Origin of the sequence: Yinghuangia sp. YIM S09857, assembly GCF_051388915.1 — a bacterium.
Taxonomy (GTDB): domain Bacteria; phylum Actinomycetota; class Actinomycetes; order Streptomycetales; family Streptomycetaceae; genus Yinghuangia.
Genome location: NZ_JBPKBH010000002.1, coordinates 563,082 through 575,675 on the forward strand (window position 1 = coordinate 563,082; position 12,594 = coordinate 575,675).

The 12,594-nt window shown below is 73.4% G+C and carries 11 protein-coding genes; 10 read left to right on the plus strand and 1 reads right to left on the minus strand.

The window, feature by feature from the left end; translation table 11 throughout:
* Positions 1–28: 28 nt before the first annotated feature.
* Positions 29–1,204 carry a hypothetical protein gene (locus ACRX5S_RS05715; RefSeq protein ID WP_436771645.1) on the minus strand — a complete coding sequence of 392 codons (1,176 nt, stop codon included), beginning with the start codon at positions 1,202–1,204 and terminating at the stop codon, positions 29–31.
* A 388-nt stretch (positions 1,205–1,592) separates the two neighbouring features.
* Between ACRX5S_RS05715 and ACRX5S_RS05720 the strand changes: the two genes are divergently transcribed.
* From ACRX5S_RS05720 to ACRX5S_RS05765, 10 genes are all read left to right on the plus strand, one after another.
* On the plus strand, positions 1,593–3,491 hold the full coding sequence (locus tag ACRX5S_RS05720; protein WP_436771646.1) for a DUF5941 domain-containing protein: 1,899 nt from the start codon (positions 1,593–1,595) through the stop codon (positions 3,489–3,491).
* A complete protein-coding gene (locus ACRX5S_RS05725; RefSeq protein ID WP_436771647.1) occupies positions 3,488–4,225 on the plus strand; it encodes a sugar phosphate nucleotidyltransferase in 738 nt (245 codons plus the stop codon). Before ACRX5S_RS05720 ends, ACRX5S_RS05725 begins: the two co-directional genes overlap by 4 nt.
* The gene (locus tag ACRX5S_RS05730; protein ID WP_436771648.1) at positions 4,213–5,274 is read left to right on the plus strand and encodes an iron-containing alcohol dehydrogenase family protein; all 1,062 of its coding nucleotides are present in this window, start codon (positions 4,213–4,215) and stop codon (positions 5,272–5,274) included. The genes ACRX5S_RS05725 and ACRX5S_RS05730 overlap by 13 nt, the downstream gene beginning before the upstream one ends.
* Positions 5,252–6,031, plus strand: coding sequence for a CDP-alcohol phosphatidyltransferase family protein (locus ACRX5S_RS05735; RefSeq protein WP_436771649.1), 780 nt, complete (start codon positions 5,252–5,254; stop codon positions 6,029–6,031). The genes ACRX5S_RS05730 and ACRX5S_RS05735 overlap by 23 nt, the downstream gene beginning before the upstream one ends.
* Positions 6,028–6,954, plus strand: coding sequence for a glycosyltransferase family 2 protein (locus ACRX5S_RS05740; protein ID WP_436771650.1), 927 nt, complete (start codon positions 6,028–6,030; stop codon positions 6,952–6,954). The genes ACRX5S_RS05735 and ACRX5S_RS05740 overlap by 4 nt, the downstream gene beginning before the upstream one ends.
* Positions 6,955–7,074: 120 nt before the next feature.
* Positions 7,075–7,995 (plus strand): ABC transporter permease, encoded by a 921-nt coding sequence (locus tag ACRX5S_RS05745; RefSeq protein WP_436771651.1) that lies wholly within the window; start codon positions 7,075–7,077, stop codon positions 7,993–7,995.
* Entirely contained in the window at positions 7,988–8,821 is an 834-nt protein-coding gene (locus tag ACRX5S_RS05750) for an ABC transporter ATP-binding protein (protein ID WP_436771652.1), read from the plus strand. Before ACRX5S_RS05745 ends, ACRX5S_RS05750 begins: the two co-directional genes overlap by 8 nt.
* A gap of 350 nt (positions 8,822–9,171) precedes the next feature.
* Positions 9,172–9,573, plus strand: coding sequence for a rodlin (locus ACRX5S_RS05755; protein WP_436771653.1), 402 nt, complete (start codon positions 9,172–9,174; stop codon positions 9,571–9,573).
* A 229-nt stretch (positions 9,574–9,802) separates the two neighbouring features.
* Positions 9,803–11,170 (plus strand): DUF6882 domain-containing protein, encoded by a 1,368-nt coding sequence (locus ACRX5S_RS05760; protein WP_436771654.1) that lies wholly within the window; start codon positions 9,803–9,805, stop codon positions 11,168–11,170.
* Positions 11,171–12,030: 860 nt separating this feature from the next.
* A complete protein-coding gene (locus ACRX5S_RS05765) occupies positions 12,031–12,516 on the plus strand; it encodes a hypothetical protein (RefSeq protein WP_436771655.1) in 486 nt (161 codons plus the stop codon).
* Positions 12,517–12,594 lie beyond the last annotated feature (78 nt).

Consider the following 12,594-nt stretch of genomic DNA (forward strand, 5'->3'; position numbering starts at 1 on the left):
TCGGCGCGGGCGAGCAGGTAGTGGATCTTCACGCGGTGACTCCGGGACGGGCGCGGTGGATTGCGGTGCAGGCGAGGCGGAACTGCCGGCGGGCGTTGTAGTGCGGTCGGACCCGGATCAGGGCGCCGCCTTCGGTGGCCACGAGGCGCGTGCGCATCCGGAACACCCGGCGCGGCATGCGCGGGACGTCCAGCTCCCGGCCCAGCGGGAGGCGGCTGCCGTCGCGCATGCGGACGACGATCTGCCAGTCCCTTTCGGGCGGTTCGGGGCCGAACGTGCCGCCGGCCGCACCCACCGCGGCCACGTCGCCGGGCTCGGCCGGTGCCGCGGGTCCCGTCGCGGTCGGGGGGCCGGTCGTGGTCCCCGGCCCGCTCGTGGTCCCGGCCCCGGTCGTGGTCCCGACCCCGGTCGTGCCCACAGACCCCGGCGCGGACCCTCCGGTCGCCGCACCCAGCATCGCGTCGAAAGGCACGGCGAACGCCAGCAGGTCCCCGTCCCCCGCCGTCGGTACGACCTCGACGAGGCCCGCGCCGCAGGCGAGTTCGACGGCCACCGGGCGCGCCCGCGTCATGCCGACCATGCGGAACGCCACCACCGCGCCCTCGGGGCGCAGTTCGAGGCGCACCATCTCGGCGTGCGGCTGCGGGCGCCGGACGCTGATGCGGCACAGTCCCAGCGGGGTGACGCGTATCTGGTAGCGGTAACCGGTGAGCGGGCTCGCGGGCGGGGACTGCGTCGGCCCGCCGGCCGTCGTCGGGCCGAGCGGGCCTTCGAGGTCGAACGCGCGTGCGGTGCCTCCGGCCCCCGCGACCACCACGCGCAGCCCCCAGCGGCCGGGTTCCAGGTCGACGCCGCCGGGCAGCGGGCCGAGCGGCACGGTGGTGTCCGCGTGGAGTTCGGTGCGGCCGGCGCGGTGCAGGCGGACCGGTACGCGGTGGTGCGCCCGGCCGCGTACGAAGTACAGGAATCCCGCCTCGCCGTCGGCCTCCTCCAGGGGCAGCACCGCGTGCAGGTTGAACGTGTGGCCGTCGAGCAGCGAGGCGTGCCGTGCGCGGGCCCGTCCGCCGGGCGCGACCGGGCGTACGACGCTGTCGACGACGGTGGTGCGGACCTGGGCGACGTGGGGGCGTATGCGCCGGTCGAGGAACTGCTGTGACCTGACCGGGAGTACGTCCAGGGCGATCCGGGCGGATTCTCGTGTCACACGCAGCGCGTGCCGGGGTCTCACCTGGTCGTCCTCGCCGGTCTCGTGCCGGGCCGGATCCGGGTCCGGCCGAGCCGTTGGTTCACGCGTGTGCGGTGTGCCACGTGCATCGGGGAATTGCCGACTCCGGACCGCGCAGCGGGGACGCACGATTCCGGTCGTCTCAAGGGGGTTTCCGCAGGTTTGCGAGGGCCGCCGCCGGCCGTCAACTAGTCCTTCGGTTGCGAGAGATGGTAAACAACGGATGGCCAATTCCGGAAGCCAGGCGACACGCAGTGCGGACGCCACGGAAAGCGCCCGATTTGTCTTAGGCGCCGCGTAGTTGAGGCGCCACGTTTGGTGAGCCTTTCGCGTTAGGGAGTGGTGTCCTCTGTCCGGAGGATCTGCGGTGTCCGGAAGACCGAAGGTATTCCTCGCCACACCGCTTCCGGCGGAAGCCGGGGCGCGGTTGGCCGCCGATCTCACCGCGCTCGGCCTCACGGTGTCCGGCCGCCTCGGCGACGTGCCCGGGGCCACGTCCGGGATCGCGTCGGGCGGCGACCGGCGCGTCGCGGTCGTCGACGCCCGGCTGGTGGCCCACCGCCACGCGCTGCGGCGCATCCTCGCGGACGACCGCTATGACGCGGCGCACATCCCCGGCGTGCTGAGCGTCCGCGGCGACGCCGCCCGGGCGCTGGACGCACTGCTCGCCGCCCGCGCGGCCGAAGCGGAGCCCGGGGCTCCGGCCCCCACGCCCGACGAGCTCGCGGGCGGCCTGGCCGCCGCCGGCATACAGGTCCACCGCATACCCCTGGGCGACCTGGTCGCCGCCGTGCCGGACTCCCCCGCCGCCCGTGCCGAGGCCGAGGCCGCGCTGGGCACCGTGGACGAGGAAGCGATACGCCTGACCTCGGCGGTCAAGGCGCGCGACGGCTTCTTCACCACCTTCTTCGTCAGCTCGTGGTCGCGGTACCTGGCCCGCTGGTGCGCCCGGCGCGGCCTGACGCCCAATCAGATCACCGTCGCCTCGCTGTGCGTCGCCCTCGCCGGGGCCGCGGCCGCGGCGTCCGGCACCCGGGCCGGGTACATCGCCGCCGCGCTGGCGCTCTACTTCTCGTTCGTCCTGGACTGCGTGGACGGCCAGGTGGCCCGCTACACGGTCAACTACTCGCAGATCGGCGCCTGGCTCGACGCGACGTTCGACCGGGCTAAGGAGTACGCCGTCTACGCCGGGCTCGCGCTCGGCGCGGCCCGTTCGGGCGACGACGTGTGGCTGCTCGCCGCGACCGCGATGGCCGTCCAGATCGTGCGGCACCAGCTCGACTTCGCGTTCCACGAGTGCCACGAGGAGCGGGGCGGCGAGGGCTCGGGGAGCGCCCGCCTGTCGAACCGCCTGGACTCGGTGGGCTGGACCGTATGGGCCCGCCGCATGATCATCCTGCCGATCGGCGAGCGCTGGGCGCTGATCGCGGTGCTGGCCGCGACCACGTCGCCGCGCACCACGTTCATCGTGCTGCTCGCGGCCGGCGGCTTCGCGGGCTGCTATTCGCTGGCCGGGCGCGTGCTGCGCTCGCTGCCGCACCGCGGCCGCGCCCGCGACGGCGCCGCGGCCCGGCTGCGCTCGCTGTGCGACGGCGGGGTGCTCGCCGACGCGATCGGGCGGCACTACCCGCGCGGCGCGGTGTGGGTGCTGGCCGTGCTCGCGCTGCCGGTCGCGGCGGCCGTCGACGCGGCGCCCGGGGTGCTGGTCGGCTGCGCGGTGGCGTACGTCGCGGCGGCCGGGGCGGCGGCGCGGATCGCCGGGGCGGGCCCGCTGATGTGGCTCGTGCCGCCGCTGTTCCGCGCGGCCGAGTACACCACCGTGATCGCGCTGGTCGCGCGGACGGACGCGGACGCGCTCCCGGCGGCGTTCGGGCTGGTCGCGGCGGCCGCGTACCATCACTACGACATCGTGTACCGGCTGCGCGGCGGGCACGCGGCGCCGCCGCGGTGGCTCACCTGGTCGCTCGGCGGCCACGAAGGACGCGTGCTGGTCTTGGCGGCCCTCGCGGCCGCGGGCTCCGCCGCGCTCGCGACCGGCACCGCGGTCCTCGCCGGCGCCGTCGCCGCCGTCGCACTGGCCGAGAGCGTCGCCTTCTGGGCACGCGGCGCCCGGGTCGGCGACGACCTGGAGTCGGACACGGTCGTCCACCCCCCAGCGGCGCCCTCACCCGGCGCCGACCCCGCAGCACGGATGCCCGCGGCGTCCACCCCCGTGCACGCCGGGCAGCCGCCCGTCGGCGTGCCGTCGAACGGAGAACAACCATGATCGGGCTCGTGTTGGCCGCCGGAGCGGGACGCCGGCTGCGGCCCTGGACCGACACCCTGCCCAAGGCCCTGGTCCCGGTCCGGGACGAGCGGTCGGTGCTCGACTTCACGCTGGAGAACTACGCGAAGGCGGGCCTGACCGACGCGGTCGTGGTGATCGGGTACGCCGCGGACGCGGTGCGCGAGCGGCGCGGCGCGCTGGAGCGGGCGTACGGCGTCAAACTCCACCTGGTCGACAACGACAAGGCCGAGGAGTGGAACAACGCCTACTCGCTGTGGTGCGCCCGCGACTACCTCGACGAGGGCGCGCTGCTGGCCAACGGCGACACTCTGCACCCGCTGGGCGTGCAGCAGGCCATGCTCGACGGCGGCACGGGCGGCCTGGACCTGGTGCTCGCGCTGGACGACGCGAAGCCGCTGGCCGAGGAGGAGATGAAGGTCCGCCTCGACGCGGACGGCCTCCTCGCACGCATCACCAAGCTCATGAACCCGGCCGAGGCGGTCGGCGAGTACATCGGTGTGACCCTCGTCGCGCCCGGCGCCGGGGCTCGGCTGACCGCGGCGCTCGCCGCGACCTGGGAGGCCGACCCGCAGCAGTACTACGAGGACGCGTTCCAATTGTTCGCCGAGCGCGGCGGGCGCGTCGGCGTGCGGTCGATCGGCGGCGCCGAGTGGACCGAGATCGACACCACAGAGGACCTGCTCAAGGCGAGGGACATAGCGTGCCGGTACTGACACGGCTGGTGCCCGCGCCGCTCAGCGTGGACGTCCGCGCGGGCGCCCTGGAACACCTCACCGACCTGCTGGCCGAACGCCGCATCTCCGCCAACGGCGGGCTGGCCCTGGTGGTCAGCGCCGGGACGGACGAGCGCCTGCGCGAACGGGTCGCCCCGCAACTCCCGGGCGCGCGGTGGTTCCCGGTCGAGGGCGGCAGCCTCAACGCCGCGGTGGACCTGGCCGACCGGCTGCGCACGGGCACGTTCGACGCCGTCGTGGGCATCGGCGGCGGGCGCACCCTCGACACCACGAAGTACGCGGCGGCGCGGGTCGGCCTGCCGATGGTCGCGGTGGCGACCAACCTGGCGCACGACGGCATCGCGTCCCCGGTGAGCATCCTCGACAACGACGCCGGACGCGGCTCGTACGGCGTGCCCGCCCCGGTCGCCCTGGTGGTCGACCTCGACGTGGTCCGCGCCGCGCCGCCCCGCCACGTGCGCGCCGGGATCGGCGAGGTCCTGTCGAACCTGTCCGCACTCGCCGACTGGGAGTTGGCCGGGGCGGTCGCGGGCCAGACGGTGGACGGGTTGTCGGCGGCGTTCGCGAGGACCGCCGCCGAATCGCTGCTGCACCGGCCCGGCGGCATCGCCGACGACGGCTTCCTGGTGGCCCTGGTCGACAGCCTGGTGATGTCCGGCCTGGCCATGACGGTGGCCGGCACGTCGCACCCGTGCAGTGGGGCCTGCCACGAGATCTCGCACGCGCTGGACCTGCTGTACCCCGACCTGCGCGGCCTGCACGGCGAACAGGTCGGCGTGGGCGCGGTCTTCGCGTCCTTTCTGCGCGACGACCTGGCGCTGGCGGAGGCCCTGGCGGCCGCCCTGCGCCGCCACGGGCTGCCCGTGGTGCCCACGGAACTCGGCCTCACCGCGCGGCAGTTCACGGCAGCCGTCGAGTACGCGCCGAGCACCCGGCCCGGCCGCTACACGATCCTCGAACACCTCGCGTTCCCCCCGGACCGACTCACAGACGCGGTGGAGAAATATGTCCATACCTTCGGTGGCTGAGCTGCGGACGGTCGTTCACCCGGCCGGGCTGCTGGACCGTCGCAGCGGCGAGCACTGGGCGGGCCGGCTGTACATGCGGCGGATATCCGTGCGGATCACCCGGGTCCTGGTGGGCACGCGCATCACGCCCAACCAGCTCACGTACCTGATGATCCTGGCGGGCATCGCGGCCGGCGCGTCCCTGATGCTGCCGGGCCTCGCCGGACCGCTGGTGGCGGCCGTGCTCGTGCAGGTGTACCTGCTGCTGGACTGCGTCGACGGCGAGGTGGCGCGCTGGCGCCGGCAGACCTCGGTGACCGGGGTCTACCTGGACCGGGTGGGCCACTACCTGAGCGAGGCCGCGCTGCTGACCGGCGCGGGCCTGCACGCCGCGGGAATCCTGGACGGCGGGCGCCTGGACGGCTGGGCGTACCTCGGCGTGGTCGCGGCGCTCGGGGCGATCCTCATCAAGTCCGAGACCGACCTCGTGGACGGTGCCCGGGCCCGCGCGGGGCTGCCGATCGTCAACGACGGCGCCGCGGTGCCGCGGTCCGCGGGTGCGGCCTCGCTGCGCCGGATCGCCGCGTCCGTCAAGTTCCACCGGCTCATCGGTGCGGTCGAGGCCTCTCTTGTCCTGCTGCTCGCGGGCGTCGCCGACGCGGTGCGCGGCGAAGGGCTCGCGTTCAGCCGGGCGGCGGTGGCGGTGCTGGCCGCGATCGCGCTGCTCCAGACGGTGCTCCACCTGGTGAGCGTCCTGCTGTCGAGTCGGCTGCGATGAGCGCGATACCCCGGCCCGTGCCTCCGCCGCGGCCGAGCACCGAGGGGCCCGTCCCCGCGGACGTCCGGGTCGGCGCGGTGGTGCTGACCATGGGCGACCGCCCGGCGGAGCTTGCCGCGCTGCTGGACTCGGTGGCCGACCAGTACGGCCCGCCCATCGAAGTCGTGCTGGTGGTGAACGGCGGCAAGACCCCGACCGGGCTGCCGGACTTCGTGCGGGTCATCGAGTTGGACGAGAACGTCGGCATCCCCGCGGGCCGCAACGTCGGCGCGGAGGCGCTGGACTGCGACGTCGTGATGTTCCTGGACGACGACGGGCTGATCCGCGACCCGGGCATCGCCAACCGCCTGCGCACCGCGTTCGCCCACGACCCCGACCTCGGGATCGTGACGTTCCGGATCGTCGACCCGGTGACCAAGACCACCCAGCGGCGGCACGTGCCGCGGCTGGGCAGCGGCGCGCCGATGCGGTCCGGCGCGGTCACCACCTTCCTCGGCGGGGCCTGCGCGATCCGCGCGCGGGTGCTGCGCGAGGTCGGCGGGCTGCCGGACCAGTTCTTCTACGCCCACGAGGAGACCGACCTCGCGTGGCGCGCGCTCGACGCCGGGTGGAGCGTCGACTACCGCGCGGACGTCGTGCTGGAGCACCCGGCCACCAGCCCGGCCCGGCACCCGCACTACCACCGGATGAACGCCCGCAACCGCGTGTGGCTCGCCCGCCGGAACCTGCCGTGGCCGATCCTCCCGGCGTACCTCGCGTCGTGGATCGTGATCACCGCGGCGCGGCGCCCGGACCGGGAGGGCCTCCAGGCGTGGACGCTCGGCTTCCGCGAGGGCTGGCACGAATCCTGCGGTCCGCGGAACCCGATCTCGTGGCGCACCGTCTGGCATATGACAAGGCTCAGACGGCCCCCGCTGATCTGACGCCCTCGGCGGCCGGACCCGCGCGTCCGGCCCCTGCTCACCCCGTCCCGTACGTCCAGTCCTCTTAGTCCTGTTCGTCCAGTATTCGCACCCTTGTCAACCTCGACGGAAAGTCTCCCCGTGGTTCACAGCGCAACTGCCGGAACCGGCTCGCCCGCAGCCGCTCCGGCACCCCCCGGCACGAGCGAAACGCTCGCCGAATACGCCGCCCGGCACCGCCTCACCGTCAGCGGTGCCCGTCCCGGCCTGCGCGAGTACATGCGCCAGTTGTGGGGCCGCCGCCACTTCATCATGGCGTTCGCCAACGCCAAGACCCGCGCCTCGTACAGCACGGCACGGCTCGGCCAGGTGTGGCAGGTCCTCACGCCGCTGCTCAACGCCGCGATCTACTACCTGATCTTCGGCATGATGCTGAAGACCGACCGCGGCATCGACAACTTCGTGGCGTTCCTGGTCACCGGCATCTTCGTGTTCGGCTTCACGCAGACCGCGGTGCTCGCGGGCGCGCGGTCGATCAGCAGCCAGCTCAACCTCATCCGCGCCCTGCACTTCCCACGCGCCAGCCTGCCGATCTCGTTCACCATCGTGCAGCTCCAGCAGCTCCTGATCTCGATGGTGGTGCTGTTCGCGATCGTGCTCGGCAAGGGCGAGCCGCTGACGCTCAAGTGGCTGCTCGTCGTCCCCGCGCTGGCCTGCCAGTTCGTCTTCAACATCGGGCTGAGCATGATCGTCGCGCGGTTCGGCGCCACGGTCACCGACATCAACCAGTTGATCCCGTTCCTGATGCGCACGTGGTTGTACGTGTCCGGGGTGTTCTACAGCATCGCGACCTTCACCGAGGACGCGCCGAGCTGGGTGCGGCACGCCCTGGAGTCGAACCCCGCCTCCGTCTACATCGAGCTGGTCCGGGACTCGCTGATCGAGAGCCACGTGACGATCCCCGCGCACACCTGGCTGCTCGGCGTGGGCTGGGCCCTGGTCGTCGGCATCGGCGGCTTCGTGTACTTCTGGCGCGCGGAAGAGAGGTACGGCCGTGGCTGACACCATCCCGGCACAGGGCGGCGCGGTACAGGACGGCACGGCGCCGTCCGGCAGCACCGCGACGGACCCCTCGCGGGAGCCGACCGTCGTCGTCGACAACGTCAAGCTCACCTACCGCGTGCACGGCGCGGGGGCGGGCAAGGGCAGCGCCACCTCGGCGCTGTCGCGCATCCTCACCCGCAAGGGCGCCGCGGGCGTCACCGAGGTGCACGCGGTCAAGGGCGTCAGCTTCGTCGCGTACAAGGGCGAGGCCATCGGCCTGATCGGGCGCAACGGGTCCGGCAAGAGCACCCTGCTGCGCTGCGTCGCGGGCCTGCTGCCGCCGACCAGCGGCAAGATCTACACGCACGGCCAGCCGTCGCTGCTCGGCGTCAACGCCGCGATGATGAGCGAGCTGACGGGTGAGCGGAACATCATCCTGGGCTGTCTGGCGATGGGCATGACGCAGGCCGAGGCGCGGGCGAGCTACGAGTCGATCGCGGAGTTCTCCGGCCTGGAGAAGATGAGCAAGGGCATCCTGAACCGGCCCATGCGCACGTACTCCTCGGGGCAGGGGGCGCGGCTGCGGTTCGCCATCGCGGCGGCGCGCAGCCACGACGTGCTGATGATCGACGAGGCGCTGGCCACCGGCGACCGCGAGTTCCAGCAGCGCAGCGAGGCACGGATCCGCGAGCTGCGGCAGGAGGCCGGCACGGTGTTCCTGGTGAGCCACAGCATGAAGTCGATCCGCGACACGTGCGAGCGGGTCATCTGGCTGCACGACGGGGTGATCCTCCAGGACGGTCCGACGGCGGAGGTCGTGGCGGCGTACGAGAAGGGCGCGTAGGCGGCCGGTTCGTGCGGGAAGGGGTCGGGAGCGGGTGCTCCCGACCCCTTCGGCTCGCCGGGGCGGGGGTGCGCGGTGCGCGCGGACCGGCCGAATCGGATCGGTGGGGCCGGATCGGTGGGCGGGGTCGCTGTTCCCGGCTGGTGTGCCCGGGTCGGTGTGCCCGAATCGGTATCCCCGGATCGGGTGTTCCGGAGCCACCCGTGCGCCCCCTGTGCGCTCGAACGGCGCTTCGATCCCTGCACCACGAGGGTGAAAGGCCGCAACCATTCCGTATCCCGACGTGTTGGGCAGGGTGCCGCGGCGGCACGTACCCCTCCAGCCCCAACACGTAAGGAACAGAACCTCTGATGGCGAACCTCCTCAAGCGCGCGTCGGCCACTGCCGCGATCGCCACCTCCCTCGTCGGCATCAGCGCGGTCGCCGCGCCGCAGGCCCTCGCGGGCAACAACGACGACGGCAACGTCGCGCTCCAGGCGGGCAACGAGTCGAAGCAGTCCATCGCCAACAGCAGCAGCAGCGGCTACATGAGCCCGAACATGGCGCTCATCCAGGGCGGCGTCATCAACTGCTTCGGCATGAACAAGATCCCGCTCCAGGGCGTGGTCGGCGGTGCCATCGGCGTGGGCGTCGGCCTCCAGGACATCCTGACCGACCAGGTCAACCAGGTTTGCAGCCCCAACGCGATGCAGCAGACCGGCGACGACCCGCTGGCGCACGTCCTGTCCAGCGTTCTGTCGGAGAACGGCTGACCCGTGCGGCCGGGCCGGGCAGCGCGGGTCCGCCTCCACCCCGCCTGACCGCCCAGTGACCCCCGATGCGGTGCCGGCCCTCCCGGCACCGCGTCGGACCGCTTCGCACTCCACCCGGGTCCGCCTGGACCCGCTCGACCCGCTTCGCACCGGCGCCGTGCCCGCGTCGTGCCCGCGGTCGGACGGCGACCCGCGCGCTCGTCGGCGCCGATCGGTAACGTGACCGCGCATGACCACGGGACACGACTTCTTCTCGGACGCATTCGTACGGGCCGCGGGACCGCATGGAGCCTGGGTCGGCGAGCAACTGGAGGCGTTCAACGCCTTCATGCCCATGGGCGAGTGGAGCGTCAACCTCAACGACCGGGTGTACCGGCAGAGCGGCCGCGAGGTGGCCGTCTCGGTCCTCGGCAGCTTCTCCACCGGTGACGACTCCTGGCTGTGGGGCTGGGCGAACCCCTCCTGGGGCGATCCCGAGGTCACGTCGGCGGCGCGCGCCCTGCGGGCGATCGGGGAGCGCGACGGGATCCCCGAGTTCACCACCGACCTCGTGCACCTCTCCGGCTTCGCCGACCCGCGCATGGCCGCGGAGACCATCGCGTTCGCCGCGATGGGCCTGCTCGGGTCGGACGGCTACATCGGCGTCACCGCCAACGCGACCGGCCGCCTGTATATGGTCGTCGACGACAAGCAGGTTCCGCGGGCAAAGCCCGACGCGATCACCCTGCCGCGCATGCTGGTGACCGGCGCCGGGTTCCTGCCGGTGCCGCACGAGGCGGTGGTGGCGGGCTACTTCACGCACCACGGCCTGGCAACGCGGCGGGTCGGGGACGGCGTCCAGGCGACACTGGACAGCGGCGACCCGGTGCACGTGGACTTCGACGAGCACGGGCGCATCAGCCAGGTGCGGGTGTCGGCGGCGCCGCGGTCGGTGCCGTCCGGCGCGTGGTGGCACGTCGCGGGGCCGGGGGTCGCGCAAGCGCTGGAGCAGGACGGCGAGTTCACCGGGTTCATCACGGAATTCCCGTACGAGGGCCACGATCTGACGCGCCGTGTGCTGACGTGCGGGCCGCACGAGGTACGGGTGCGCGTGCTGGGCACCGTCGACCCCGCGAGCAACCGCTGGACGTGGGACGCCGACACGCACGCGCGCCTGTCCGCACTGCCCGGCCTGGCCCAGGCGCCGGAGGCGGAGCGCGAGGTCGACCTCAGCGCATGCGAGGACACGGACGCCGTACTCACCCTTCTCAGCCACGGCGCCGCGGGCCTCCTCGGCGGCGGCTGCGTGGTCGACTTCGCCGACGAGCGCGGCCACAACGCCTACGTATGCGTCGACGATCCGGTGGTCCCCCGAGCGACCTCGCCGGACGCCGTGGCCCAGGCAGTACGCGGCGCCTCCGAAGTAGCCGCGCGCCTGCTTCCGGCCCCCCGCCGAACCGCAGTGGCCACGGCCCTGACCGAAAGCTACCTGTCCGCCCGAGGCACGGTCACCCGCCGAGACACCCCCGAAGCGACCGCGCTGGAGTCCCAGGTCGCCAACGCCACCGTGAAGGTACGCATCACCCCCGACGGCACCACAGTCGTGGAAGTGAACTGACACGGCCCAGGTGACGCCGTGATCGCGTACCTCGTCGAAGCTCACGCGGCCCAGGGGTGTCACACGGTTGGGCGCTCGGGGAGCACGTGGGCCGACAGCGCGGATTGATCACGAGCGTTGCCAACGGTGGCTGGTCTTGATCACGACGAAGACCTCCGGGGCGGTGGAGGTGCCTTGGCTTCACCGCACAACGGAGGTCTTCGTGTCTCACCGTAACGCCCGGCCGACCGCGCACGGGCGCCGGATTCTGGTCGAGCGCGGGATCGGTCCGCACCTCGCGACGCGCGCCAAGGTCGCGAACGCCTCGGACTCCCACCCCACCGCCGTCGGCAGGTGGGGCGCCGCCGAGCCCGCGTCGCCCCCGCCCGCTCTGCCGGCGCCCGGGCCCCGCACGCGCCTGTCCCGCCCACGAGCGTCCACGACGAAGCGCGGGGCCCGGCTCACCCCATCCCACACATCGCCGGCGACACCCAGGTCCGCGTCCACCGCCGACCACGCCCCGTCGGCCCCGTGCGCCCGCGCCGAGGCGTGCACCGCCCCCGACCCTCGGGCCCACTTCGGCTCCCGGCCCCCGCCCGTCCCCGTCGGCGCGGCCCCCGACCCCGGCGGGATGGGTCACTGCCGAGGTGCGTGCCGCCCCCGACCCTCAGGTCCACTACGGCCCGCGTCTCCCGCCCGTCCCCGTCGGCGCGCGGCTCCGTGCCCGCGCCTGGCCGCTCCCCCGCCGCGGCTCCAAGTCGGGTGCCGGGGCTGGGAGTTCAAGTCGGCGGATGTCGGTGCTCACTGGAACAATGGTTGTCATGAGCCCCTGTTGCCCACTGGAACAGGGCAAATCGGCGTAGCCAGAAGCGGAGTTCGATATGACCCTGACTCGGAATCCCGCTCCCGTCCGCATGACTACCGCCCGCCGGGCGCTGGGACGCATCTCGACCGGTGCGGTCCGCACCCACGTCGGCGAGCGCGGCGGCGCTCCCGGCATTTCCGCGCGAACCCTGCACACCCTCGACGCCCGCAACCTCGTCCGGTACGGCGACGCCGTGCCGGGGCTCGGCCGCCCGATCCGTCCGACCAGCGCGGGCGCTCGGGCGCTCATCGCCCGTGGCCCCGCCGGCACCGCCGCGTGGCGGTGGCTGCTCGACCAGGACCGTGTGTGGGTCGCCGCCGACGGCAGCACCATCGCGATCGCCGAGATGCCGCCGGCGTACTGCGGCAACGCGGCGGCCTGGCTCCAGCGCCACGCCGCGCTGATCCGCCGGTACGCCGCGCCGCAGCGCCGTACCGACGCGCTGGCCTGGATCGACGCGACGCCGCTCATGCGCGCCCTGGTGGAGTCCGCCGCCGACTGACGTACTACTCGAAAGTTCGCACGAACATCCGCACGACGCCGCCCCGTTCCCGAAACGCATTTGCGCGAACGGGGCGGC